25 protein-coding genes and 1 pseudogene are annotated in these 23,012 nt (G+C 71.7%); 11 read left to right on the top strand and 15 right to left on the bottom strand.

The features are described from left to right. The first annotated feature begins 52 nt into the window (after positions 1-52). Positions 53-1,360 (top strand): MFS transporter, encoded by a 1,308-nt coding sequence (locus ACGFYN_RS22415; RefSeq protein ID WP_393867609.1) that lies wholly within the window; start codon positions 53-55, stop codon positions 1,358-1,360. Here the strand turns inward: ACGFYN_RS22415 and ACGFYN_RS22420 are convergent. The 3 genes from ACGFYN_RS22420 to ACGFYN_RS22430 form a co-directional block, all read right to left on the bottom strand. Continuing rightward, a complete protein-coding gene (locus ACGFYN_RS22420; protein WP_393867610.1) occupies positions 1,322-2,167 on the bottom strand; it encodes a spermidine synthase in 846 nt (281 codons plus the stop codon). The two genes, ACGFYN_RS22415 and ACGFYN_RS22420, sit on opposite strands and share 39 nt — an antisense overlap. 109 nt (positions 2,168-2,276) lie before the next feature. Further along, entirely contained in the window at positions 2,277-3,446 is a 1,170-nt protein-coding gene (gene tuf / locus ACGFYN_RS22425; protein ID WP_393867611.1) for an elongation factor Tu, read from the bottom strand. Positions 3,447-3,729: 283 nt separating this feature from the next. Then, on the bottom strand, positions 3,730-4,452 hold the full coding sequence (locus ACGFYN_RS22430; RefSeq protein WP_393867612.1) for a DNA alkylation repair protein: 723 nt from the start codon (positions 4,450-4,452) through the stop codon (positions 3,730-3,732). 49 nt (positions 4,453-4,501) lie between these two features. On the opposite strand from ACGFYN_RS22430, the gene ACGFYN_RS22435 reads away from it, so the two are divergent. Next, positions 4,502-5,269 (top strand): TVP38/TMEM64 family protein, encoded by a 768-nt coding sequence (locus tag ACGFYN_RS22435; RefSeq protein ID WP_393867613.1) that lies wholly within the window; start codon positions 4,502-4,504, stop codon positions 5,267-5,269. A gap of 7 nt (positions 5,270-5,276) precedes the next feature. Here ACGFYN_RS22435 and ACGFYN_RS22440 read toward each other — a convergent pair whose 3' ends face one another. Continuing rightward, complete coding sequence (locus ACGFYN_RS22440) at positions 5,277-6,446, bottom strand: thiolase family protein (protein WP_393867614.1); 1,170 nt, start codon at positions 6,444-6,446, stop codon at positions 5,277-5,279. Positions 6,447-6,553: 107 nt separating this feature from the next. Here ACGFYN_RS22440 and ACGFYN_RS22445 point away from each other — a divergent pair, with 107 nt between their 5' ends. The 3 genes from ACGFYN_RS22445 (at position 6,554) to ACGFYN_RS22455 (ending at position 8,342) form a co-directional block, all read left to right on the top strand. Beyond that, positions 6,554-7,024, top strand: a complete 471-nt coding sequence (locus ACGFYN_RS22445; RefSeq protein ID WP_393867615.1) for a winged helix-turn-helix transcriptional regulator — start codon at positions 6,554-6,556, stop codon at positions 7,022-7,024. Between the two features lie 123 nt (positions 7,025-7,147). Then, positions 7,148-8,023: an undecaprenyl-diphosphate phosphatase gene (locus ACGFYN_RS22450; RefSeq protein ID WP_393867616.1), complete on the top strand. Its 876-nt coding sequence runs from the start codon at positions 7,148-7,150 to the stop codon at positions 8,021-8,023. Positions 8,024-8,156: 133 nt separating this feature from the next. Further along, positions 8,157-8,342: a hypothetical protein gene (locus tag ACGFYN_RS22455; RefSeq protein WP_393867685.1), complete on the top strand. Its 186-nt coding sequence runs from the start codon at positions 8,157-8,159 to the stop codon at positions 8,340-8,342. A gap of 77 nt (positions 8,343-8,419) precedes the next feature. Here the strand turns inward: ACGFYN_RS22455 and ACGFYN_RS22460 are convergent. After that, positions 8,420-9,310: pseudogene (locus tag ACGFYN_RS22460) on the bottom strand (MsnO8 family LLM class oxidoreductase); the annotation flags it as partial. A gap of 122 nt (positions 9,311-9,432) precedes the next feature. Here ACGFYN_RS22460 and ACGFYN_RS22465 point away from each other — a divergent pair. Together ACGFYN_RS22465 and lnt are read left to right on the top strand one after the other, a co-directional pair. Continuing rightward, entirely contained in the window at positions 9,433-9,930 is a 498-nt protein-coding gene (locus tag ACGFYN_RS22465) for a nuclear transport factor 2 family protein (RefSeq protein ID WP_393867617.1), read from the top strand. Positions 9,931-10,001: 71 nt separating this feature from the next. Next, complete coding sequence (gene lnt, locus ACGFYN_RS22470; protein WP_393867618.1) at positions 10,002-11,576, top strand: apolipoprotein N-acyltransferase; 1,575 nt, start codon at positions 10,002-10,004, stop codon at positions 11,574-11,576. Here lnt and ACGFYN_RS22475 read toward each other — a convergent pair. Both ACGFYN_RS22475 and ACGFYN_RS22480 read right to left on the bottom strand, forming a co-directional pair. Next, the gene (locus tag ACGFYN_RS22475; RefSeq protein WP_393867619.1) at positions 11,500-12,405 is read right to left on the bottom strand and encodes a Gfo/Idh/MocA family protein; all 906 of its coding nucleotides are present in this window, start codon (positions 12,403-12,405) and stop codon (positions 11,500-11,502) included. The two genes, lnt and ACGFYN_RS22475, sit on opposite strands and share 77 nt — an antisense overlap. A gap of 13 nt (positions 12,406-12,418) precedes the next feature. Further along, complete coding sequence (locus ACGFYN_RS22480) at positions 12,419-13,603, bottom strand: FAD-dependent oxidoreductase (protein ID WP_393867620.1); 1,185 nt, start codon at positions 13,601-13,603, stop codon at positions 12,419-12,421. A gap of 97 nt (positions 13,604-13,700) precedes the next feature. Here ACGFYN_RS22480 and ACGFYN_RS22485 point away from each other — a divergent pair, with 97 nt between their 5' ends. From ACGFYN_RS22485 to ACGFYN_RS22495, 3 genes are all read left to right on the top strand, one after another. Continuing rightward, positions 13,701-14,303: a TetR/AcrR family transcriptional regulator gene (locus ACGFYN_RS22485; RefSeq protein ID WP_393867621.1), complete on the top strand. Its 603-nt coding sequence runs from the start codon at positions 13,701-13,703 to the stop codon at positions 14,301-14,303. 43 nt (positions 14,304-14,346) lie between these two features. Beyond that, complete coding sequence (locus tag ACGFYN_RS22490; RefSeq protein WP_393867622.1) at positions 14,347-14,868, top strand: DinB family protein; 522 nt, start codon at positions 14,347-14,349, stop codon at positions 14,866-14,868. Between the two features lie 112 nt (positions 14,869-14,980). Next, entirely contained in the window at positions 14,981-15,448 is a 468-nt protein-coding gene (locus tag ACGFYN_RS22495) for a hypothetical protein (protein WP_393867623.1), read from the top strand. Between the two features lie 95 nt (positions 15,449-15,543). Here ACGFYN_RS22495 and ACGFYN_RS22500 read toward each other — a convergent pair whose 3' ends face one another. The 7 genes from ACGFYN_RS22500 to ACGFYN_RS22530 all read right to left on the bottom strand — a co-directional run bounded on the left by ACGFYN_RS22500 (position 15,544) and on the right by ACGFYN_RS22530 (position 21,659). Continuing rightward, positions 15,544-16,065, bottom strand: a complete 522-nt coding sequence (locus ACGFYN_RS22500) for a hypothetical protein (RefSeq protein ID WP_393867624.1) — start codon at positions 16,063-16,065, stop codon at positions 15,544-15,546. Between the two features lie 119 nt (positions 16,066-16,184). Continuing rightward, positions 16,185-16,868 carry a uracil-DNA glycosylase gene (locus ACGFYN_RS22505; protein WP_393867625.1) on the bottom strand — a complete coding sequence of 228 codons (684 nt, stop codon included), beginning with the start codon at positions 16,866-16,868 and terminating at the stop codon, positions 16,185-16,187. Positions 16,869-16,957: 89 nt separating this feature from the next. Beyond that, entirely contained in the window at positions 16,958-18,541 is a 1,584-nt protein-coding gene (locus ACGFYN_RS22510; RefSeq protein ID WP_393867626.1) for an ABC transporter substrate-binding protein, read from the bottom strand. A 211-nt stretch (positions 18,542-18,752) separates the two neighbouring features. Continuing rightward, on the bottom strand, positions 18,753-19,514 hold the full coding sequence (locus ACGFYN_RS22515) for an SDR family oxidoreductase (RefSeq protein WP_393867627.1): 762 nt from the start codon (positions 19,512-19,514) through the stop codon (positions 18,753-18,755). 14 nt (positions 19,515-19,528) lie between these two features. Beyond that, positions 19,529-20,290: a 3-oxoacyl-ACP reductase FabG gene (gene fabG / locus ACGFYN_RS22520; RefSeq protein WP_393867628.1), complete on the bottom strand. Its 762-nt coding sequence runs from the start codon at positions 20,288-20,290 to the stop codon at positions 19,529-19,531. A gap of 158 nt (positions 20,291-20,448) precedes the next feature. Beyond that, complete coding sequence (locus ACGFYN_RS22525; protein WP_393867629.1) at positions 20,449-20,898, bottom strand: DUF3037 domain-containing protein; 450 nt, start codon at positions 20,896-20,898, stop codon at positions 20,449-20,451. Then, positions 20,895-21,659 carry a HipA family kinase gene (locus ACGFYN_RS22530; protein WP_393867630.1) on the bottom strand — a complete coding sequence of 255 codons (765 nt, stop codon included), beginning with the start codon at positions 21,657-21,659 and terminating at the stop codon, positions 20,895-20,897. The genes ACGFYN_RS22525 and ACGFYN_RS22530 overlap by 4 nt, the downstream gene beginning before the upstream one ends. Positions 21,660-21,848: 189 nt before the next feature. Here ACGFYN_RS22530 and ACGFYN_RS22535 point away from each other — a divergent pair, with 189 nt between their 5' ends. Continuing rightward, positions 21,849-22,325 carry a Rieske (2Fe-2S) protein gene (locus tag ACGFYN_RS22535; RefSeq protein ID WP_393867631.1) on the top strand — a complete coding sequence of 159 codons (477 nt, stop codon included), beginning with the start codon at positions 21,849-21,851 and terminating at the stop codon, positions 22,323-22,325. On the opposite strand, the gene ACGFYN_RS22540 is transcribed toward ACGFYN_RS22535, so the two are convergent. Further along, entirely contained in the window at positions 22,312-22,959 is a 648-nt protein-coding gene (locus ACGFYN_RS22540; protein ID WP_393867632.1) for a cysteine hydrolase, read from the bottom strand. The genes ACGFYN_RS22535 and ACGFYN_RS22540 overlap by 14 nt on opposite strands. Positions 22,960-23,012 lie beyond the last annotated feature (53 nt).

A 23,012-nucleotide genomic window follows, 5' to 3' on the forward strand; every position in this document is an offset into this window, starting at 1 on the left:
GGTCCGCTGAATCGGTTTGTCGCGAGGCGGGGTCCCTGGCCATGGTTCGCTGGTGACCGAACCCGCCGCCTCCCGTCGTCCGCTGCGCCCCGTGTGGGCGGGCCGCAACCACGGCCTGCTCACCGCCGCCGCCGTGGTCACGAACCTCGGCGGCAACGGCGCGTTGATCGCCGCCGCCTTCGCCGTGCTGGACGCGGGCGGCGACGGTGGCGACGTGGGGCTGGTGGCCGCCTCCCGCACCGTGCCCCTCGTGGTGTTCCTGCTGATCGGCGGCGCGGTGGCGGACCGGCTGCCCCGGCATCGCGTGATGGTCGCGGCCAACGCCCTCAACTGTCTGTCCCAGGGGGCCTTCGCGCTGCTCGTCCTCACCGGGCACCCGCAGTTGTGGCAGATGATGCTGCTGACCGCGCTCGGCGGCACCGGCCAGGCGTTCTTCGGTCCGGCCGCCGAGGGCATGCTGATGTCGTCGGTCCAGGGCGAGCACGCGAGCCGCGCGTTCGCGGTGTTCCGGATGGCGATGCAGGGGGCGGGACTCGGCGGTGCCGCGCTCGGCGGCGCGATGGTCGCCGTGGTCGGACCGGGCTGGGTGCTCGCGGCGGACGCGGCTGCGTTCGCGGTCGCCGGATCGCTGCGCGCCTTCCTCGACGTGAGCCATGTCCCGCCTCGAGCACCCGGTGGCGGGATGGCGGCCGATCTGCGCGAGGGCTGGCGGGAGTTCACGGGACGGCCGTGGCTGTGGGGCGTCGTCGTCCAGTTCTCGATCGCCAACGCCGTGGTGGGCGCCGCCGACGCGGTCTACGGCCCGCTCGTCGCCCGGGACGACCTGGGCGGGGCGGGACCATGGGGCTTGGCGCTGGCGTTCTTCGGCGCGGGCACGGTCGGCGGCGCCCTGCTGATGACCCGCTGGAAGCCGCGCCGTCTGCTGCTCGCCGGCACCCTGTGCGTCTTCCCGATGGCCCTGCCCTCGGCCGCCCTCGCCGTTCCGGTCCCGGTGGGCGTCCTGTGCGCCGTGATGCTCTTCTCCGGCGCGCTGGTCGAGGTGTTCGGGGTGTCCTGGATGACCGCGCTGCACCAGGAGATACCCGAGGACAAGCTCTCCCGCGTCTCGGCCTACGACTGGTTCGGCTCCATCGCGCTGGTCCCTGTCGCGACGGCCCTCGCGGGTCCCGCCGAAGAGGCCTTCGGACGTACGGCGTCGCTGTGGGGCTGTTCGGTGCTCGTCGTGGTCGTCACGGCGGCGGTCCTGTGCGTGCCGGATGTGCGCAACCTGCGCCGCACCACCAGGCCCGTGCTGGAGAGCACGGGCCCTGCGAAGGACGCCTCAGCCGATGCCGAACGCCCCGTCGGGGGGCTCGGGTGACGGCACCGCCTCCTCGTCCCGTACCGGACGTGCGTCGGCGATGAAGTGCTTGACGCCCGGGCCGTGTTCGACGCGCGCGGGGAACGCGTCCGCGGCGGTGCGGCGGGCCAGGGCGGGGATGTCGACGGGGTGGTGGGCGGCGACCAGGATCGCGTTGCCGAAGCGGCGGCCGCGCAGGACGGCCGGTTCGGCGATCAGTACCAGCTCCTCGAAGACCGTGGCGAAGGTGGCCAGTTGGGAGCGGAGGAAGGCGAAGGGCGCGGCGTCGGCGAGGTTGGCCAGGTAGACGCCGTCGTCGCGCAGCACCCGCCCGGCCTCGCGGGCGTAGGCGACCGAGGTGAGGTGCGCCGGGACGCGGGAGCCGCCGAAGACGTCGGCGACGAGTACGTCCGCGGAGCCGGCGGGTGCCGCCTCCAGCCAGGCGCGTGCGTCCGCGCTGTGCAGGGTGACGCCGGCGCCGTCGGGCAGCGGCAGATGCTCCACGACCAGCTCCAGCAGGGCGCGGTCCGCCTCGACGACGTCCTGCCGTGAGCCGGGCCGGGTCGCGGCGAGATACCGGGGAAGGGTGAGCCCGCCCCCGCCGAGGTGCAGCACGTCCAGCGGGCTCCCCGGCTCCGCGACGGTGTCCAGCACATGCCCGAGCCGCCGCGCGTACTCGAACTCCAGGTGCTCCGGGGCGTCCAGGTCCACGTAGGACTGGGGCGCCCCGTCGACCATGAGCAGCCAGGCACACTCGCGGTCGACGTCGGGCATGAGCTTGGCGACGCCGAAGTCGACGTTCCTGGTCACAGGTATGGGCTCGGTCACGGATCCATTGTGCTGCGGTTCGGGACACCGGGTCCGGCAACGCCTCGAAGCGGCGCGGGGGACTGCGCGGCCGGCCACAGCGGCCCGCGGCCCCCCACCCACATCAGCCTCACTCCACGGCGGTCACGGTTCCCGCTCCCACGGTCCGCCCACCCTCACGGATGGCGAAACCGAGCCCGGGCTCCAGCGGAACCGCCCGCCCCAGCTCGACGGCCATGGTGACCGTCTCCCCGGGGCGCACGACCGCCGCCGCACCGAGGTCGACGTCGCCGACCACGTCCGCGGTGCGGATGTAGAACTGCGGTCGATAGCCGCTGGACACCGGTGTCGTACGACCGCCTTCGCGCGCGGACAGGATGTAGACCCGCGCCGAGAACCGCCGACCGGGCACGACACTCCCCGGCGCGGCCACGACGTGCCCGCGCCGCACCGCGTCCCGTGGCACGCCGCGCAGCAGCAGCGCCACGTTGTCGCCGGCCTGCGCGTCCTCCATGGGCTTGCCGAAGGTCTCCAGGCCGGTGACGACGCTCTCCAGCCCGGCGCCGAGCACTTCGACCCGGTCGCCCACGCGGACGACACCCCGTTCGACGGCGCCCGTCACCACGGTCCCCCGGCCGGTGATGGTGAGCACGTTCTCCACCGGCAGCAGGAACGGCGCGTCCAAGTACCGCTCGGGCATGGGCACATACGTGTCCACGGCGTCGAGCAGCGCCTCGATGGACGCCGTCCAGCGCGGGTCGCCCTCCAGGGCCTTCAGCCCGGAGACCCGTACGACGGGTACGGAGTCGCCGCCGTAGCCCTGCGCGGTGAGCAGTTCGCGGACCTCCAGCTCGACCAGGTCGGTGAGCTCCTCGTCGCCGGCGTCCGCCTTGTTGAGCGCGACCACGATGTGGTTCACGCCCACCTGCCGGGCGAGCAGGACGTGTTCGGCCGTCTGCGGCATGATCCCGTCGACGGCGGAGACGACGAGGATCGCCCCGTCGAGCTGCGCGGCTCCGGTGACCATGTTCTTGACGTAGTCGGCGTGGCCCGGCATGTCCACATGCGCGTAGTGCCGGGTGTCCGTCTCGTACTCGACGTGCGCGATGTTGATGGTGATGCCGCGGGCGGCCTCCTCCGGGGCCCGGTCGATGCGGTCGAACGGCACGAACGTGCCGGTGCCGCGCTCGGCCAGCACCTTGGTGATGGCGGCGGTCAGGGTGGTCTTGCCGTGGTCGACGTGGCCCATGGTGCCGATGTTCAGATGCGGTTTGGTGCGCACGTATGCCGTCTTGGGCATGGCGATACCTCGAAGCCTCTTCGTAGGAGAGTTCAGGACCCCAAGGACTTGCCGACCCTCCCCCTGCGGGGTCCGTCGGACGATCCGGAGAGGGTCAGCTTCGAGCGCCGTCGACTGCGGCGACGAGAAGGGAGACGGCAGCCTTCGTGGCATCCGCGACCGCGGATGCTGCGAGGTGGAAGGCGTACCGGAACATGACGCCGATCATCGCCGACCGGTCGCCGGACGTCTAATGGTTTTCCCCCCGGCCGGTGCTTCCCGGCGCGAGTGGGCAACGGGCCGGTCAGGCCCCGATGTTCTTCAGCGCCTCCCGCACCGACAACGGCGCGAACCGCCCCCGCTCCCGCGCCAGGAACGTCCGTACGGCCTCGGGGTCGGTCTTGGCGTACTCGCGCAGACACCAGCCGATGGCCTTGCGGATGAAGAAGTCGGGGTGGCCGGACTGGCGGAGGCAGTAGGCGAACAGGCGCTCGGTGTCGGTGCGTTCCTTGTAGCGCAGCTGGTGCAGCAGGGCGGTGCGGGCCACCCACAGGTCGTCGTCCACGATCCAGGCGTCCATGTCCGCCGTCAGGGCCGGATCGGCCGCCACCAGCGCGCCCACCACATGGGCGGCGAGGAGATCGACGGTGTCCCACCAGGAGACGGTGGAGACGAGGTGCCGGGCCACCGGCAGGAAACCGGAGGTGCACGCGCGGGCGTGGCGGCGCAGATAGTCGACGGCGAAGTAGTGGTACTCACGCTCGGGCAACTGCCAGCAGCGCAGGGCGATCGCCGTGCAGTCGGCCTCGGCGGGGCGGGGCAGGCCCGCCACGACGGTGCGGGACAGGGCGCGGCGCGCGGGCGTGGTGAGGCCGAGGAAGGGGGCCACGTCCTTCATGTACGCGCGCATCGGAGCGGCCCGCTCCGGGTCGGCCCCGGCGGCGTACGTGGCGGTGAGCCGCTCCAGCACGGTGTCGGCGAGTGTGCTCGACGGCACATGCGCGCTGACCACCCGTGTGACGCTCATGAGACGAACCATACGGCGATCACGGACATTTGTCGGTTAGTGTCACTGGATGCTCGATGCCACCACCCGCTCTGGGGGCACCGCCACGGCCTCTCCCCGGGCCACCGCCACGGAGCTCGCCGTCGCCGTACCCGCACCGCCGGGACCGAGCACGCGCGTCACGCGCGTGCTGCTCTCCCCGTGGTCGCGGTTGGCCCTGCTCGTCGTCCTGCTCGCGGCCGCCGCGAGCACCGTGCTGCTCTACGAGCCGCAGCGGCTGCTGGCGCACGGCTGGCCGCCGCAGTTCGGCGGGGCCGCCGCGGCCGTGATCTTCGCCGCGGCGTACGGACTGTGCAGCGTGGCCTTCGTGCCGCGACCGCTGCTGAACCTCGGGGCGGGTGCGCTCTTCGGCTCCCAGCTCGGCACCGGGGCGGCCCTGACCGGCACGGTGCTCGGCGCCGGCATCGCCTTCGGCCTGGGCCGGGTGCTCGGGCAGGACGCGCTGCGCCCGCTGCTGCGGGGCCGGCTGCTGAAGGCCGCGGACGGGCAGCTGAGCCGGCACGGCTTCCGCTCGATGATGGCGGTCCGGCTCTTCCCCGGAGTGCCGTTCTGGGCCGCGAACTACTGCGCCGCCGTCTCCCGCATGGGCTGGGTCCCCTTCCTGATCGCGACGGCGCTCGGCTCCGTTCCGAACACCGCCGCCTACGCCGTCGCCGGCGCCCGCGCCTCGTCGCCGACCTCCCCCGCCTTCCTGATCGCCATGGCCCTCATCGCCGTACCGGCTCTGATCGCCGCGGTGGTGGCCTGGCGCAAGCGTCACCACCTGCGCGGACAGTGAGCGCCGGCTACACGCTCTCGAGCACCATCGCGTTGGCCAGTCCGCCCGCCTCGCACATCGTCTGCAGGGCGTAGCGGGCGCCACGCGCGCGCATGGCGTGCACGAGCGTGGTCGTCAGACGTGCGCCGCTGGCCCCGAGCGGATGGCCGAGGGCGATCGCGCCCCCGTGCACGTTGACCTTCGCGAGATCGGCTCCCGTCTCCTGCCGCCAGGTGAGCACGACACTGGCGAACGCCTCGTTGACCTCGAACAGGTCGATGTCGTCGAGGTTCAGCCGCGCCCTGCGCAGCACCTTCTCGGTGGCCGGTACGACGCCCGTGAGCATCAGCAGCGGATCGGAGCCGGTGACCGCGAAGCTGTGCAGCCGCGCGAGGGGACGCAGGCCGAGGCGGGCCGCGGTCTCACTGGAGGTGATGAGCACGGCGGAGGCGCCGTCGTTGACGGGGCTCGCGTTGCCCGCGGTGACGTTCCACTCGATCTGCGGGAAGCGCTCGGCGAACACCGGGTCGTGGTAGGCGGGCCTGAGTCCGGCGAGGATCTCGGTGGTGCTGCCCGGCCGTACGCACTCGTCACGCGTGACGCCCTCCAGGGGCGCGACCTCCGCGTCGAGGAGACCCTGGTCCCAGGCCGCGGCGGCCTTGCGGTGCGAGGAGACCGCGAAGGTGTCCATCTGCTCGCGGGAGATCGACCACTTCGCGGCGATGAGCTCGGCGCTGATGCCCTGCGGGACCAGGCCCTCCGGGTAGCGCTCGGCGACGCCGGGGCCGAAGGGGTCCTTGCCGGGCGGCACGTTCGACCACATCGGCACCCGGCTCATCGACTCCACGCCGCAGGCCACGACTAGGTCGTACGCACCCGAGATGACCCCCTGCGCCGCGAAGTGCACGGCCTGCTGGGAGGAGCCGCACTGGCGGTCCACGGTGGTCGCCGGGACGGTCTCCGGGAAGCCCGCGGACAGCAGGGCGTAGCGGGTGGTGTTCATGGCCTGCTCGCCGACCTGGTCGACGGTGCCGCCGATGACGTCGTCGATCAGTGCGGGGTCGACGCCGGAGCGCTCCACGAGGGTGCGCAGGGTGTGAGCCAGGAGTTCGACGGGGTGGACGTGCGCGAGGGCGCCACCTGGCTTGCCCTTGCCTATCGGGGTGCGTACGGCTTCGACGATGACTGCGTCACGCATGTGCGGGCCTCCATGACGAGCGGCGGGCGACTACCGGTGAGTAGGAAATCCAAACTCACCATAGCTCGGTGGGTTGGAAAATCAAACCCTCCCCTAGACTGGGCTTCATGGCCGTCCCGAAAGATCCGCGCCCCTGTTCCATCGCAGACACCCTGGCGCTCGTCGGCGAGAAGTACTCGCTGCTGGTGCTGCGGGAGGTGTGCCTGGGCAACGGCCGCTTCGACCAGCTGGTGCGCAACATCGGCGCCCCGCGCGACATCCTGGCCACCCGCCTGCGCCGCCTCGTCGACGCCGGCATCCTGACCAAGAGCGTCTACAGCGAGCGGCCGCAGCGCTTCGAGTACCGGCCGACCCAGGCGGGGCTCGACCTGGAGCCCGTCCTGATGACCCTCATGGAGTGGGGCGACAGGCATCTTCGCGAGGAGGACGGCCGCCCCATGGTCATCGAGCACGTCTGCGGCCATGAACTCGTCCCCGTCGTCACCTGCCGGGACTGCGGCGAGGCCGTCCGGCACGAGGACCTGACCGCCCATCCGCAGGCCGAGGGGTGGACGGTCGCGGGCCCCACGGCGGCCTGACCCCCGTCAAACCCCTGTGCCGGGCACGTCATTCGGGGACGCTACGCTGCCCGTGATCACCACGCCGGGTGGTGCGGTGCGCCTTGCGCCCTTCCACGATCAGCACTTGGACTCCGTGACTTCATGTCTTGGTTCGAATCCCTCGTCCTCGGACTCGTCCAGGGGCTGACCGAGTTCCTCCCGGTCTCCTCCAGCGCGCATCTGCGGCTGACCGCCGCCTTCTCCGGCTGGAAGGACCCGGGGGCGGCCTTCACGGCGATCACCCAGATCGGCACCGAGTCGGCCGTACTGATCTACTTCCGCAAGGACATCGGGCGGATCGTCTCGGCGTGGGCTCGCTCGCTCACCAGCAAGGAGATGCGCAAGAACCACGACGCGCAGACGGGCTGGCTGGTGATCGTCGGCTCGATCCCGATCGGCGTGCTCGGGCTGCTGTTCAAGGACCAGATCGAGGGGCCGTTCCGCGATCTGCGGATCACCGCCACCATGCTGATCGTCGTCGGTCTGGTCATCGGCGCCGCCGACCGGCTGGCGGCACGCGACGAGACGGGCGGCCGGCACCGGGCGCCCAAGCAGCGCAAGGCACTTGAGAACCTCGGCGTGAAGGACGGCCTGATCTACGGCCTGTGCCAGTCCGCCGCCCTCATCCCCGGCGTATCGCGCTCCGGCGCGACCATCAGCGGCGGCCTGTTCATGGGCTACAAGCGGGAGTCCGCGGCCCGTTACTCCTTCCTGCTCGCCATTCCCGCGGTGCTGGCGTCCGGCCTGTTCGAGCTGAAGGACGCGATGGAGAGCGACCATGTCCCCTGGGGCCCGACGCTGTTCGCGACGGTCATCGCCTTCGCGTCCGGCTATGCCGTCATCGCGTGGTTCATGAAGTGGATCTCGACCAAGAGCTTCATGCCGTTCGTCTGGTACCGCGTCGCCCTCGGCATCGTCATCATCGCCCTGGTGACGGCGGGCGTACTGAGCCCGCACGCGGCCGAGTCGGCGGACTGAGCGCCCAACGCCCTTGCGGACAGGGCTTGTTCAAGATTCAAACCGGGAAATCGAAAAATCCGTGACCCATCACATACGGCCTCGGTAGCCGTCCGGTAGCGCACTGTCAGTCCTTCCCCCTAGGCTTGAGCGCATGTCCCCCGACTCCATGCCCCCTGGTTCCGTACGCTTACGGTCCGCCGCCGAGGTGAACGAGCAGATCCGCGCGCTGTGGATGCGCGCGGGCGGTACGTTGTCGGCCCAAGAGCGCGCGGAGTACGAGCTGTTGGTGGTCGAGTGGGCGGCCGCGATCCGCGGCGCCGTCATCGAGGCGGCATGACGACGTTCTGCTGCACCGGTTCGTACTGAGCGCAGGCGGTCGGCCACCGCGTAGACCGGCGTCGCCAGCCTGAGTTCGTCCGCCGCGGTCACCTCCACCAGCTCCGTCAGCCGCTCGGCCACGGTGTCGGGCGCGCCGTACGCCTGCTGAGCGCGGAAAACCGCCGGCGCCTGTTTCTCCTCCGCCGTGAAGGTGTGGGTGGCCGCCTCCTCCGGAGTGGGGAAGGGAAAGTCACTACGGCCCTTCAGCAGCCCGGCCTTGACGACGTCCATCCGGCCCGCGAGCCAGGCCGCCTCCTTCTGCGTCTCGGCGCACACCGTCTCCACGCAGACCAGCACGCGCGGGCGCGCACCCCAGCGGGACGAAGCGAAGTGCTCGCGGTAGGGGGCCAGCGCGGCCCGGGTGTTGTCCGGACGGATGTGATGCGCGAAGGCGATCGGCAGCCCGAGTTCGGCGGCGAGCGCCGCGCCGGCCGTGCTCGACGCCAGCAGCCACGGCTCCGGCAGCGGACGCAGGGCGACCTCGTCCACCAGGAGACGCAGAGTCTGCTCCACGTCGTCGCGGTACTCCTGGTCCGTCGCCGGCCCGGCCCCCCGGCGCAGGGCCCGCGCCGTCGGCTCCTCGAAGGTGCCGGGACCGCGGCCGATGCCCAGATCGATCCGGCCCGAATGCAGCGCGGCCAGCGTGCCGAACTGCTCCGCCAGCATGATCGGGGCGTGGTTGGGGGCGAGGACGCCGCCGGAACCGAAGCGGAGGGTGGAGGTCAGGGCGGCCGCGTGCGCGCCCAGGACCACGGGCGGGAACGCGCCGATGGCCGGGGAATGGTGATGCTCGGCGTACCAGAGGCGCCGGTAGCCGAGGGCCTCGATGCGCCGGGCGAAGGCGGTGGTGTCCCGGAGCGTGTCCTCGGGCCGGGCCCCTGTCTGGACCATGGCCACTTCGAGCGCGCCGAGCGGAACCGTGATCATCCGGTCAGTACAGGAAGCCGCAGGCTGCGGCCGGGGCCGCGGACGGCCCTCGCGGGGAGGGAACTTGTGTTGGTGCCGCGCACCCTCTTGGCCCGGCACGTCCCATGCTCAACACTGATCCAATGACCCAGCGCGTGGAGCTCGCGACCGTGATGGACCGGCTGGCCGTCGACGAAGTCGTCACCGACTACGCCGCGGCGGTGGACGACGGCGACTGGGAGGCGTACCAGGAGCTGTTCACGCCCGAGGGGCGGGCCGACTACCGCTCGGCCGGCGGCATCGAGGGAAGCGCGGGGAAGGTGGCCTCCTGGCTCGCCGAGAGCATGCGCCTGTTCGCCATGCGGCAGCATCTGATCGTCAACCGCCGGGTGCGGTTCGAGATCCTGGAGCAGGACACCGGCGACACCGCGCGCGTGCGGGCCGACTACGTCAATCCGATGCGGTTCACGGCGGACGGCTCGGCGGACGGCGGGGGCGCGGCCACCCCCGACTTCGTGTGCGGCGGCCGCTACGCCTTCGCCCTGCTGCGCACCCACGACGGCTGGCGGCTGACCGAGGTCGTCGTACAGGAGAAATGGCGCCGCCTCCCGGAGGCGAAAGAGGCGCCCGCGGCCGGCTGAATCCGGGTCCTCTGTCCACGATCAGCGAAACAACGCACACTGGAGCCACCTGGCGGGTAGGGAGGCTCCGTATGAAGTCCTTCGCTCACTGGCTCGCCTCCCCGTGGCGCCGCTCGGCGGTCGCCGCGCTGGCGGGCGCCCTCCCCGTGTTCGCTTTCCCCGCCCCGTCGCTGTGGTGGTTCGCCTACGTCGCCCTGGTCCCCCTGATCGTCCTGATCCGCGCGGCTCCGACCGGGAGACGGGCGGCCTACGACGGCTGGTGCGGCGGTTTCGGCTATCTGCTGGCGGTGCACCACTGGCTGCTGCCGAGCCTGCACGTGTTCATCTTCCTCATCGCGGTGCTGCTGGGCGCGCTGTGGGCCCCGTGGGGCTGGCTGGTGCGGCGCCTGCTGGGCGGGGCGCCGGGTCCGGGACGGGGCCTGGCCGCCCTCGTCGTGCTGCCCTCGGGGTGGCTGGCGATCGAGCTCGTCCGCTCCTGGCAGGGCCTGGGCGGCCCGTGGGCCATGCTCGGCTCCAGCCAGTGGCAGGTGGGGCCCGCGCTGCGGCTCGCCTCGGTCGGCGGGGTGTGGCTGCTCAGCTTCCTGGTGGTGGCCGTCAACGTCTCGGTCGCCGTACTGGCCTCGGTGCGCGAGTCGCGGGTGCCGGCCGTGGCCGGACTGGTCGCGACGGCCGCCGCGACCTCGGCGGCCTGGGTGTGGTCCCCGCGTCCCGACGTGGACGGGCGGGTACGGATCGCCGTGGTGCAGCCCGGCGTCGTCGACGGCTCCGCCAGTGGCGACAAGCGCTTCGAGCGCGAGGAGCGGCTGACCCGGCAGCTCGCCGGACGTGACGTCGACCTGATCGTCTGGGGCGAGAGCAGCGTCGGCTTCGACCTGGGCGACCGGCCCGACCTGGCGCGGCGGATCGCGGCGCTCTCACGCGAGACGGGGGTCGACATCCTGGTCAACGTGGATGCCCGGCGCTCCGACAAGCCCGGCATCTACAAGAGCTCGGTGCTCGTCGGCCCGGACGGCCCGACCGGCGACCGCTACGACAAGATGCGCCTGGTGCCGTTCGGCGAGTACATCCCGTTCCGCTCGGTGCTCGGCTGGGCGACCTCGGTGGGCAAGGCGGCCGGCGAGGACCGCAGGCGCGGCACGGAACAGGTCGTGATGAACGTCGGGCACGGGCTGCGCATCGGCCCGATGGTCTGCTTCGAGTCGGCGTTCCCCGACATGAGCCGCCACCTGGCCGAGGACGGCGCGGAGGTGCTGATAGCGCAGTCCGCGACGTCGACGTTCCAGCACAGCTGGGCCCCCGAGCAGCACGCCTCGATCGCCGCGCTGCGCGCCGCGGAGACGGGCCGCCCCATGGTGCACGCGACGCTGACCGGAGTCTCGGCGGTGTACGGACCCGGCGGGCAGCGGATCGGCTCGTGGCTGGGCACGGACGCGAGCAGCTCGCAGGTGTACGACATCCCGCTGGCGCACGGCGTCACGCCGTACGTCCGCTACGGCGACTGGCCGGTGCACGCCGCCCTGCTCGTGCTCGCCGCGTGGTGCGCGAGCGAGGGCGCTCGGGCCGTCCGGCTCAGGCGGCCCGGTCCTGAACCGCACGTACCACCCGCTCGCACAGTTCGTGAGTCGCCAGCGCGTCCCGGGCGCTGAGCACCTTGCCCGCGCGCACGGCGTCGAGGAAGGCCAGCACCGCCTGCTCGATGCCGCGCTGCCGGGCCACGGGCACCCAGTCGCCGCGACGCCGCACAGTCGGCTGGCCCTTGTGGTCGACGACCTCGGCGAGGTTGAGCACCTGGCGCTTGGTGTCCTGACCGGACACCTCCAGGATCTCCTCCGCCGAACCGCTGAGCCGGTTCATCACGCCCAGCGCGGTGAACCCGTCACCGGAGACCTGGAGCACGACGTGGTGCAGCAGCCCGTCCTCGACGCGGGCGCGCACGGTCACGTCGTCGACCGGCCCGGGCACCAGGAAGCGCAGCGTGTCCACGACGTGGATGAAGTCGTCGAGGATCATCGCTCGCGGCTCCTCGGGCAGCCCGATGCGGTTCTTCTGCATGAGGATCAGCTCGCGCGGGTGGTCGGCGCACTGCGCGTACCCGGGCGCGTGGCGCCGGTTGAAGCCGACGGCGAGCGAGACCCCGCGCTCCTCGGCGAGCCTCACCAGCCGCTCGGAGTCGGCGAGTTCGTAGGCGAGCGGCTTGTCGACATAGGTCGGCACGCCCGCTTCCAGGAGCCGCGCCACGATCTTGGGGTGCACGGCGGTCGGGGCGTGCACGAAGGCGGCGTCCAGGCCTTCAGCGAGCAGCGCGTCCAGGGTGGCGTGCCGGTGGTCCACGGGGAGGTGGAGGCTGTCGCCGACCCGGTCGAGCGTGTCCGGCGTGCGGGTCTGCAGATGCAGCTCGACGCCGGCCAGGCCGCCGAGCACCGGGAGGTAGGCCTTCTGCGCGATGTCGCCGAGTCCGATGCAGCCGACCTTCACGGGGTGGTCTCCTCTAGCGCTTGCCTGCCGTTGTGATGCCGGAAGCATACGGCTGCTGCGGCGGCCGCCAGCCGGCGATCGGATCGAAGCTCCGCAGGAGCAGCCCGGGCACCGCCTTGGACAGGCCGGCGATCGCGGTGTCGCGCAGGGCGATCGCGGCGCGGTTGGTCATGAGGTTGAGGCGCGCGGCCCTGACCGACTGCCGTACGACGGCCGTCGTACGGGGCAGCCGGGCCGCCGTGTAGGCCTCGAGGTCGTCGCCGTGGTGGGCCAGCACGATCGCGTCCTCGACGGCCTGGTTTCCGCCCTGCCCGAGCATGGGCGGCATGGCGTGCGCGGCGTCGCCGACCAGGGCGACCCGGCCGCGGTGGAAGGCGGGCAGCGGCTCGGCGAGGTGGTGGACGTCGTGGCGCAGGACGTCCTCGGGCCGGGTGGCGGCGAGGACGGCGGGGATCGGGTCGTGCCAGTCGCCGAAGCGGCGCAGCAGTTCGGCCTTCTCGTCGTCCGGGGCCCGTTCGCCTGCGGCGGCGACCGCGGCCGCGTAGGCGTAGACCCGGCCGTCCTTGAGGGGCTGAGTGCCCCAGAGGCGGCCCCTCCCCCAGGTCTCGTGCGGGGCGAACTCGCCGTCGGGCACCGGGACGACGACCCTCCAGGTGGTGAAGCCGGAGTACACGGGGCCGGGATGCTCCGGGAAGAGCGTGCGGCGTACGGCGGAGTGGATGCCGTCCGCCGCCACCACGAGGTCGGCCTCCCACTCGCCGTCGGACGTGCGCACGCGGGCCGGCCGGTCGGTGTCGCCGGCGTCGACGAGGGTCGCGCCGGCCGCCGTCCGGACGGCGTTCTGCGGGATGCGGGCGGCCAGGCTGGTGATCAGCGTGGCCCGGTGGAGCAGGACGAGGGGGCCGCCGAAGCGCTCGGCCGCCGCGTCGGCGTCGGCGCGGGAGAGCCGGCGTCCGCCGGGGGTGCGCAGTACCCCGTCGCCCTGCCAGGCGGCGAGGTCGCGGATCTCGTCGCCGATCCCGATGACGTCCAGGGCGCGCAGGGCGTTGGGGGCCAGCGAGATGCCGGCGCCGACCGGCTCCAGGGAGTCCGCCCGCTCCAGCACGGTCACCTGCCGGCCGCGTTGGTGCAGCGCCATCGCCGCGGTCAGGCCGCCTATGCCGCCGCCGATCACGACGGCCCGCCCGGACTGTGCCATGGCTCCTCCTCGTGTCCCGCCCCATCGGGTACTACAGATGTAGTGCCCCCTGACTCGACCGTACTACAGACGTAGTGCGACGGGTAGGTTGGCCTGTATGCCGACCTCCGCCCCCGTGGGCACCTCGGGCGCCTCACGCGCCGACCTCGTCGCAGACGCCGCGCTCGCCCTGCTCGCCGAGCGCGGGATGCGCGGCCTCACCCACCGGGCGGTCGACGAGGCGGCCGCGCTCCCCCAGGGCTCCGCGTCCAACGTGGCGCGGACCCGGCAGGCACTGCTGGAGCTGGCGGTGCGCCGGCTGGCCGACCGCGAGGCACGGGTGCTGGCGCTGCACGAGCTGCCGGAGCCGGGGGCCGGGCTCGCCGGCCTGGTGGACGCGCTGGCCCTCGCCACGCACCGTGCCCTGACCCGCAACCGTGAACTGACGCTCGCCCGCTACGAACTGGCCCTGGAAGCCACCCGCCGGCCCGAGCTGCGCACGTACTTCGATACGGCCGGGGCCCGTTTCCGCGATCAGCTCACCGGCATGGTCGCCGCGATGGGCTCGGCCGATCCGGCCCGGCACGCGCTCTCACTGGTGGCCTGGGCGGACGGGCTGATGTTCTCCTGCGTGGCCGGGTCCTTCAGCGCCGAGGTACCGGGCCTCAAGGAGGTACGGGCAGGCCTGCAGGAACTGCTGGACGGGATGCTCGGCGGGTGAAATCCGCTGGTGCGGGCGGGGGCGGCCGGGACAGGATGCCGTCATGACCACCGAGCGCCGTGAACCCGACACCACCGCCGACGAACGCACCATGCTGGAGGGCTGGCTCGACTACCACCGGCAGACCCTGGCCTGGAAGTGCCAGGGTCTGACCGACGAACAGCTCCGGACCGCCTCGGTCGAGCCCTCCACCCTGTCGCTCATGGGGCTGGTGCGGCACATGGCCGAGGTGGAGCGCAGCTGGTTCCGCCGTGTCCTGGCCGACGAACCGGACGAGCAGGCCGGGCCCATCCACTACAGCGACGCCGATCCGGACGGCGAGTTCCGGCTCACCGAGGCGGACACCTGGGCGCAGACGTCAGCCACCTGGCAGGCCGAGATCGAGGCCGCACGGCGCCATGCCGCCCGCTTCGGCCTGGACGACCTCTCCGTCGGCAAGCATCGGCGCACCGGCGAGCACTTCAACCTGCGCTGGATCTACACCCACATGATCGAGGAGTACGCGCGGCACAACGGCCATGCCGACCTGCTGCGCGAGCGCATCGACGGCGCCACGGGCGACTGACGTCACCCGGGCCGCGTGCACGGCCTCCGTACGGGGACCGAGATCACCCGTGCGGGGCATCCTCCGGCCGTCCGGCGTTCTCCGGGCCGTCGGAGCCGACATTCTTGCGCGGGTGCATCGATCGACGACCACTGCAACGCTCCTGGTCACCGTGGCCGTCTCGGCCCTCACCGGCTGTGTGACCGTGCCGCGCGCGCCCGCTCCCGGCCCGCCGCCTGCACCGCCCCGGCCGTCCGCGCCGCACCCTGACGGCGCGGCCGGGCCACGGGCCGTGCAGGCGCCGGCCCGCGAGGCGCTGGAGATGATCGGCCCGTCCCGGTCCGCCGTACCGACGGCACCCAAGCGGCCTCAACAGCCGCAGGCCACGGCTTCGGCCCGGCGGCCGCCGACCCCTCACCCGCCTCGGCAGCCGTCCCGTCCCCCGTCGGCGCATCCGGCGACCGGAGAGCACCGGCAGCCGGAGGTCGAGCTTCCGGACCTGCCGAGCAGCACCGACGTGTGCGCCCTCGGCCGGCAGTACGGAGGCTGGCGGGAGGGCAGCCCGGAGGCGGTCATCTGCGAGCAGACATACGGGAGTTGAGGCCGTCGGAGGTCGTCGGGCCGGGGGGTGTCCGACAATTCCCGTCGTCCGCCCGCGGGGCAGGCGGGAATTGTGAGACACCCCCTAGCGCTCCCCTAGGGACGCTGGCGCGGCGGCCCCCACGAACCGGCCGGGTCCGGGCCCTCCTCCGCCAGCCGCAGTTCCAGCTGCGTGATGGCCGCCCGTACGCCCTGTCCGTAGCCGTCGTCGCCCAGCGACCCGGCCGCGCCGCGGGCCCGGCGGACATGGGTGCGGGCGGCGCCGTTGCGGCCGAGCTTGAAGTAGTCGGCCGCGAGGTTCAGGTGCAGCGAGGGGTAGAGCGTGCGTACCGCGGGCGCGCCCTGGTGTGCCGCCGCGCGGTCGTCGCTGAGTTCCTCGGCCGCCGTCAACGCCCGTAGGTCCCAGGCGAGTTCGTCGGCCGGGTCGTCCTGGGTGTCGGCCATGTAGTGGGCCAGGGTGCAGCGGTGCAGCGGGGCGCCGTCCTCGCCGATCTCCGCCCACAGGTCCAGGAAACGGTGCCGGGCCTCCTCTCGGTCGCCGGCGTGGTGCAGCATGACGACCTGCCCGATCCGTGTCATCACGGCATCCGGTGCCGTCTGCTCCTGTCCCTGGGCCACCGCGTCCTCCGCACATTCGCCGGCTGGTCGGCTGTCCCGACCGACGCTAACGGCAGCCCGCGGCAATCCCGCTCAGGCGGCACCGGGCCGGCTCCCGGGAGAACCGGCCCGGCGGCGGCTCAGCCCAGGTCCCGGATCGTCCAGTCGATGGGCTGGTGGCCCTGGCTCGCGACCGCCTCGTCGATCTGTGTGAACGGGCGCGAGCCGAAGAACTTCTTCGCGGACAGCGGCGAGGGATGCGCGCCCTTGACCACCACGTGCCGGGTCTCGTCGATCAGCGGGAGCTTCTTCTGCGCGTAGTTCCCCCACAGCACGAAGACCGCCGGGTCGGGGCGGTCGGCCACCGCGCGGATCACCGCGTCGGTGAATTTCTCCCAGCCGCGGCCCTTGTGCGAGTTGGCCTCGCCGCCGCGCACCGTGAGCACCGCGTTGAGCAGCAGGACGCCCTGCTGGGCCCACGGCATCAGATAGCCGTTGTCCGGGATGGGCAGGCCCAGCTCCTCCTTCATCTCCTTGTAGATGTTGCGCAGGGAGGGCGGGGTCTTCACGCCGGGACGGACCGAGAAGCACAGGCCGTGCCCCTGCCCCTCGCCGTGGTAGGGGTCCTGGCCGAGGATCAGGACCTTCACCCGGTCGTACGGCGTGGCGTCCAGCGCGGCGAAGACCTCCTCGCGCGGAGGATGGACGGGACCTCGCGCCCGCTCCTCCTCGACGAACTCCGTCAGCTCCTTGAAGTAGGGCTGCTGCAGCTCGTCGCCCAGAATCCCGCGCCAGGACTCGGGCAGCATGGAGATGTCGGTCACGTCAACGTCCTTATGTCGTGCGGTCGTTTCAGGTCTCAGAACCTACAGGCGAGCACTGACAACGGCCCCGACTCCCCGAACTCCCACGCCTACCAGCTGGTCTTGCGGTGCAGCTCCCACATCAGCATGATCGTCGACGGGTCCAGGGCCTGCTCCGCGCCGGAGATGTCCTCGCTCGCGGCCACGTACTGCTTGCCCTGCCACAGCGGCAGCAGCCGGGCGTCGTTCACCAGGATCTGCTGCGCCTGCTCGAAGTCCGAGACCACGTTGGCGCGATCGCTCTCACTGCGGGAGCGGGGCAGCAGCACACCGGTGATCTCGGGCGCGGGGTACGGCGTGCCCAGCGCGTTCTGCTTGCCGACGAACGGCGCGATGAAGTTGTCGGGGTCCGGGAAGTCGGGGAACCAGCCGCGCCCGAACACCGGGTACTCGCCCTTCTGGTAGCCCGTCACATACGTCTTCCAGGGGCGGCTCTTGAGCGTGATCGTGAACAGCCCGGAAGCGTCCAGCTGGCGCTTGATCTCCGCGAACTCCAGCTTGGTGGAGGAGCCGTAGCGGTCGGTGGTGTACCAGAGGGTGAGCGGGACGCGCTGGGTGATGCCGGCGTCGGTGAGGAACTTGCGGGCCTTGGCGACGCTCGGGCTGCCGAAGTCGTCGAAGAAGTCGGTGGTGTGCGCGGTCAGGCCCTTCGGGACCATGGAGTACAACGGCTCCACGGTGTCCTTGTAGACCTTGTGCGCGATCGCGCCGCGGTCGACGACCTGGGCGACCGCCTTGCGGACCGCGGGCTTGGCGGCCCAGGAGTCCTTCGGGTTGAACACCAGGTAGTTGATCTCCACGCCGGCGCCCTCGTTGATCTGGAGGCTGCCGTCGGAGTTGTGCTTCTGCAGGTTGACGATGTCGTCGGCGTTCAGGCCGCGGAAGGCGACGTCGACGTCCTTGTCCTTCAGCGCGCCGACCATGGTGGCCGAGTCCTGGAAGTAGCGGATGGTCACCGCGCTGTTCTCGCGCTGGGCGTAGCCCTTGTAGTTGCCGTTCTTGGCGAGCTCGGCCTTCTTGCCGTCCTCGTAGGCCTGCAGCGTGTACGGCCCGGAGCCGTAGACCTTGTCGTCCTTGCGCAGGGAGCCGGCCGGGTACTCCTCGGGGTCCACGATCGACATGGCGGGTGTCGCGAGCACGAACGGGAAGGTGGCGTCGGGCTTGTTGAGGTGGAAGACGACCTTCAGGTCACCGGTCACCTGCACCCGGTCGAGGCTGCCGAGCAGGCCGGCGGGGCCGCCGTTCACGTTGATCTTCCGTATTCGGTCGATCGAGTACTTGACCGCCCGGGCGTCGAGCGTGTGCCCGTCGGAGAATCTCAGGCCCGCGCGCAGCTCGCACTCGTAGATCCGGTTCGAGTTGTCGGAGAAGCGGCAGCTCTCGGCCGCGTCCGGCTGCGGCGTGGTCGCTCCGGAGGGGTAGCTGAGGAGCGTCTGGTAGATGTTGCGGAAGAGCTCCCAGGACTGGTCCCAGGAGGCGGCGGGGTCCAGCGTGCTGGGTGCGCTGGTCGTCCCGACGACGATGGGGCCCTTGTCGCCGGAGGAGTCCGACGAGAGGATGCCGCATCCGGCCACCAGCGACGACATGGACGCGATGGCCGCCATGTTCCGCAGGCCTCGGTTCCGGTTGAACACGCGCTCGCTCCTCGATCTGCCGTACCAAGGGTCGGCAGACCATACCGCAGCGCGACGGTAGTTGAACCCGCTTTGTACGAGGCCCTTGATCAGGTTGTTTATGACGACGTTGTCATGGGGCTGTGCCCTTCTTGTGCCATGACAAGGGCGCCGTTTCCGTCAAGGAAACGGCGCCCTCAGGTGCCTGATCGTTACGGTCGCAACGGGTTGCTCAGGAGACGCCGGCGTTCAGGAAGATGCCGCCGTCGACGACGAGCGTCTGCCCGGTGATCCAGTCGGACTGGCCGGACGTGAGGAACGCGGCGGCGCCCCCGATGTCGGACGGCACACCGAGCCGCGCGAGCGGGTAGGCGGCCGCGGCCTCCTCCTCCCGGCCCTCGTACAGGGCCTGCGCGAACTTGGTCTTCACGACGGCCGGGGCGATCGCGTTGACCCGCACCTTGGGCGCGAACTCGTGCGCGAGCTGCTGGGTCAGGTTGATCAGCGCGGCCTTGCTGACCCCGTACGCGGCGATGAAGGGCGACGGCGCGAGGCCCGCGACCGAGGCGATGTTGACGATCGAGCCGCCGTTGTCCTTCTGCCAGGCGTGCCAGGTCTTCTGGGCGAAGCCGAGCGCGGAGATCACGTTGGTCTCGAAGACCTTGCGGGCCACGTTCAGGTCGAGGTCGGCGATCGGGCCGAACACCGGGTTGGTCCCGGCGTTGTTGACGAGGTGGTCGACGCGGCCGAAGGCCTCCATCGTCCGCTCGACGGCCTCGGACTGGTGGTCCAGGTCGTGCGCCTTGCCGGCGATGCCGATGACGCGCTCGGCGCCGAGCTTGTCGACGGCCTCCTTCAGCGCGTCCTCGTTGCGGCCGGTGATGGCGACGCGGTCACCGCGGGCGACGAGCGCCTCGGCGACGCCGTAGCCGATACCGCGGCTGGCGCCCGTGACGAGGGCGACCTTGCCGGAGAGTGCGGGCAGTTCAGTCATGGCTGGGAGTTCTCCTAGTCGAGCGGTCCGCCGGCGACGTACAGCACCTGGCCGGAGACGAAGCCGGCCGCCTCACCGGTGAAGAAGGCGATGGCGTTGGCGATGTCGTCCGGCTCGCCGACCCGGGCCACCGGGATCTGGGTGGCGGCAGCGGCCTTGAAGTCGTCGAAGCCCATGCCCACGCGGTCGGCGGTGGCCTTGGTCATCTCGGTGGCGATGAAGCCGGGGGCGACGGCGTTGGCGGTGACGCCGAACTTGCCGAGCTCCTTGGCGAGGGTCTTGGTGAAGCCCTGCAGACCGGCCTTGGCGGCCGAGTAGTTGACCTGCCCGCGGTTGCCGAGCGCCGACGACGAGGACAGGTTCACGATCCGGCCGAAGCCCGCGTCGACCATGTGCTTCTGGCAGGCCTTGGACATCAGGAAGGCGCCGCGCAGATGCACGTTCATGACGGTGTCCCAGTCGGAGACGCTCATCTTGAACAGCAGGTTGTCGCGCAGCACGCCCGCGTTGTTGACCAGGATCGTCGGCGCGCCGAGCTCCGCGGCCACCCGCGCGATCGCGGCCTCGACCTGCGCCTCGTCGGAGACGTCGGCGCCGACCGCGAGGGCCTTGCCGCCGGCCGCGGTGATCTTCTCCACGGTCTCCTTGCAAGCGGCCTCGTCGAGGTCGATCACGGCGACCGCGCGGCCCTCGGCGGCCAGCCGTACGGCGGTGGCGGCGCCGATGCCGCGCGCTCCGCCGGTGACTACCGCGACCCGCTGCTCAGTGGTGGACATTGCTGCTTCTCCTCGCCCTCGAGAAAGTACGCCCGCTTGAAAGTACGTCTCTTACGAACCACGCCCGCCAGGTGAGCGACCGCTTAGTACCTTCGGCAGACGAGACGCTAGAAGGCCTGGCACTCGGTGTCAACGGCACGCGGCGCGGGTGTGATCCATTACCTCACCAGCAGGTCGAGCAACCGCTCCGTCTCGGCCGCCGGATCGGCGGTGAGCCCAGTGTGCACCGGTCCGGGCTGCACGACCGTGGAGCGCGGCGCAATCAGCCAGCGGAAGCGCCGTCCGGCGTCCTCGCCGGCGGCCTGTCCGGCCGCCTCTCCCCCGCCGCAGACCCGCTCGACGGCGCCGAGCGCGGCCCGGACGCCGGCGACGTCCGCGGCCGGATCGAGGGCGAGCAGCCGCGCCTCGTCGAGGTGGGTGCGGGCCCCGACGTAGGCCTTGGCGCGGCAGTAGACGAGCACGCCGGCGTTGATGCACTCGCCGCGCTCCACACGGGGCACGACCCGCAGCAGCGCGTACTCGAAGACGTCCCGGTCGCCGCCCTGGCCGCCGCGGATGATGTGCCGCTCGACCACGGAACCGGCCATGTGGATATGGCGCTCGCTCACTTGCCCTCCTCGATTCCGGTGACGCGCTCGTGCACGGCCGCGGCCCGGGCGAGCAGCGGCCCGGCGTACGCCCCTCTGAGGTCGTCCGGTGTGTCGAAGCCGGGCTCGCCGGCCAGCCAGGCGTCCGGGATCTCCGCCGTGACCTCGGCCAGCAGCTCCTCGGTGACACGGGGCGCGAGCTCGGCGGCGGCGCCCGCGACATCGGGCCGGAAGCGGGCGAGGGCATGGTCGCGTGCGTCGTAGGAACGGGCCGCGGAGGCCTCGGCGCCGGGCCAGTTGTGGTGCCAGATCATGGTGGCGCCGTGGTCGATGAGCCACAGGTCGCCCCGCCACATCAGCAGGTTGGGGTTGCGCCAGGAGCGGTCGACGTTGTTGACCAGGGCGTCGAACCAGACGATCCGCCCAGCCTCCTCGGGGCTCACCTCGAAGGCGAGCGGGTCGAAGCCGAGGGCGCCGGAGAGGAACTCCATGCCCAGGTTGGTGCCGCCGCTGGAGCGCAGCAGGTCCTGCACCTGCTGCTCGGGCTCACCCAGTCCCAGCACCGCGTCGAGGCCGATGGTCACCAGGCCCGGCACGCGCAGACCGAGCCGGCGGGCGAGCTCGCCGCAGACGACCTCGGCGACCAGCGTCTTGCGGCCCTGGCCGGCGCCGGTGAACTTCAGGACGTACGTCCCGAAGTCGTCGGCCTCGACCAGCCCCGGCAGCGATCCGCCCTCCCGCAGAGGCGTGATGTAGCGGGTCGCGATGACTTCCTTGAGCATCGCCCCAGGTTACTGGGGCAGCGGCGGGCCCCGGACGAGCAGTGGGCCGACATCGACAGCAAAGCGACAGCGCCCCTTTACCCACCTCGGGACATGACCTTGCCAAGCTCGGCATCGGGTGAACAACCCACGGCGACCGGCCGTACCCCTGTACAGATCCACGACGCTTGAATGGAAGGGAACGTCAGCATGACCAGCGAATCAACTCCTCCCGCCCAGGCACCTGCCCGCCGGACCGTCATGGCGGCGGCAGGCGCGGCGGGACTCGCCGTCGCGCTGACCGCGTGCGGATCGTCCGACGGCGGCTCCTCGGGCAGCTCGGACACCCAGGCCGGTGCGAACGCGTCGAGCGGCGGTGACTCGGGCAGCGGCTCCGGGGGGACGGCCCTGGCCAAGACCTCCGACATCCCCGAGGGCGGGGGCAAGATCTTCAAGGACCAGAGCGTGGTGGTCACCCAGCCCGCCGCGGGGACCTTCAAGGCCTTCTCGACCAAGTGCCCCCACCAGGGCTGCGCCGTGAGCAGCATCGCCGACGGCATCATCCACTGCCCCTGCCACGGAAGTGAGTTCTCGGTCGAGGACGGCAGTGTGAAGAAGGGCCCGGCGACCTCCGGACTCAGCACCCAGAAGGTCACCGTCAGCGGGGACTCGATCACGCTCTCCTGACGCGCGGCCCCTTGAGACAGCCGAGCACCTCGTCCGTGGTCGCGACCGTGGCGACCAATGCGAGGGTGTTGCGGATCATCGCCGGGGTGTAGTCGGAGGGCACCCCCGCGATGGCGTCGGACGGCACCACGGCGGTGTAGCCGCGGTTCACCGCGTCGAAGACGGTGTTCGGAACGGCCACGTTGGCCGAGACACCGGTGACGACCAGGGTGCGGCAGCCCAGGTTGCGCAGCAGCGCGTCCAGGTCGGTGCCCTGGATCGGGGACAGCCCGTGCAACCGCCGTACGACGAAGTCCTCCTCGGTGACCTCGATCGGGGCGGCGACGCGCACCGCCGTGGTGCCGGACAGCTGCTGGACGGGGAGGCGTTCGGCGGCGCGGAAGAGCCGGGCGTTGCGGTTCGCGCCGCGGCCGTCCGGGCGGCGCTCGGCGATCGCGTGCACCACCTGGACCCCGCTCTCGTGCGCGGCCGCGACCAGCCGGGCGACGTTGGCGAGGGTGCCGGACGAGCGTGCCTCGTGGGCGAGTTCGGGCAGGGCGCTGTCCGGTCCCACGACGCCCTGCTGGCATTCGACGGTCAGCAGCACGGTGGAGTGAGGTGCGAGGAGTTCGCTGAGCTGTTCGTACGACGGCACGGTGCCCCCTCGTCGACGGCGGTCCGGGGCGGGCGAGCGTAACGGTCATTGCG

Source organism: Streptomyces sp. NPDC048419 (assembly GCF_043200415.1).
Lineage (GTDB): Bacteria > Actinomycetota > Actinomycetes > Streptomycetales > Streptomycetaceae > Streptomyces.

Excerpts from the sequence above, each read along its gene's own strand:
- tuf (WP_393867611.1), bottom strand. The coding sequence starts at position 3,446 with ATGCCCAAGACGGCATACGTGCGCACCAAACCGCATCTGAACATCGGC.
- ACGFYN_RS22430 (WP_393867612.1), bottom strand. The coding sequence starts at position 4,452 with ATGAGCGTCACACGGGTGGTCAGCGCGCATGTGCCGTCGAGCACACTC.
- ACGFYN_RS22435 (WP_393867613.1), top strand. The coding sequence starts at position 4,502 with ATGCTCGATGCCACCACCCGCTCTGGGGGCACCGCCACGGCCTCTCCC.
- ACGFYN_RS22440 (WP_393867614.1), bottom strand. The coding sequence starts at position 6,446 with ATGCGTGACGCAGTCATCGTCGAAGCCGTACGCACCCCGATAGGCAAG.
- ACGFYN_RS22445 (WP_393867615.1), top strand. The coding sequence starts at position 6,554 with ATGGCCGTCCCGAAAGATCCGCGCCCCTGTTCCATCGCAGACACCCTG.
- ACGFYN_RS22450 (WP_393867616.1), top strand. The coding sequence starts at position 7,148 with ATGTCTTGGTTCGAATCCCTCGTCCTCGGACTCGTCCAGGGGCTGACC.
- ACGFYN_RS22455 (WP_393867685.1), top strand. The coding sequence starts at position 8,157 with ATGTCCCCCGACTCCATGCCCCCTGGTTCCGTACGCTTACGGTCCGCC.
- ACGFYN_RS22465 (WP_393867617.1), top strand. The coding sequence starts at position 9,433 with ATGACCCAGCGCGTGGAGCTCGCGACCGTGATGGACCGGCTGGCCGTC.
- lnt (WP_393867618.1), top strand. The coding sequence starts at position 10,002 with ATGAAGTCCTTCGCTCACTGGCTCGCCTCCCCGTGGCGCCGCTCGGCG.
- ACGFYN_RS22480 (WP_393867620.1), bottom strand. The coding sequence starts at position 13,603 with ATGGCACAGTCCGGGCGGGCCGTCGTGATCGGCGGCGGCATAGGCGGC.
- ACGFYN_RS22485 (WP_393867621.1), top strand. The coding sequence starts at position 13,701 with ATGCCGACCTCCGCCCCCGTGGGCACCTCGGGCGCCTCACGCGCCGAC.
- ACGFYN_RS22490 (WP_393867622.1), top strand. The coding sequence starts at position 14,347 with ATGACCACCGAGCGCCGTGAACCCGACACCACCGCCGACGAACGCACC.
- ACGFYN_RS22515 (WP_393867627.1), bottom strand. The coding sequence starts at position 19,514 with ATGACTGAACTGCCCGCACTCTCCGGCAAGGTCGCCCTCGTCACGGGC.
- fabG (WP_393867628.1), bottom strand. The coding sequence starts at position 20,290 with ATGTCCACCACTGAGCAGCGGGTCGCGGTAGTCACCGGCGGAGCGCGC.
- ACGFYN_RS22530 (WP_393867630.1), bottom strand. The coding sequence starts at position 21,659 with ATGCTCAAGGAAGTCATCGCGACCCGCTACATCACGCCTCTGCGGGAG.
- ACGFYN_RS22535 (WP_393867631.1), top strand. The coding sequence starts at position 21,849 with ATGACCAGCGAATCAACTCCTCCCGCCCAGGCACCTGCCCGCCGGACC.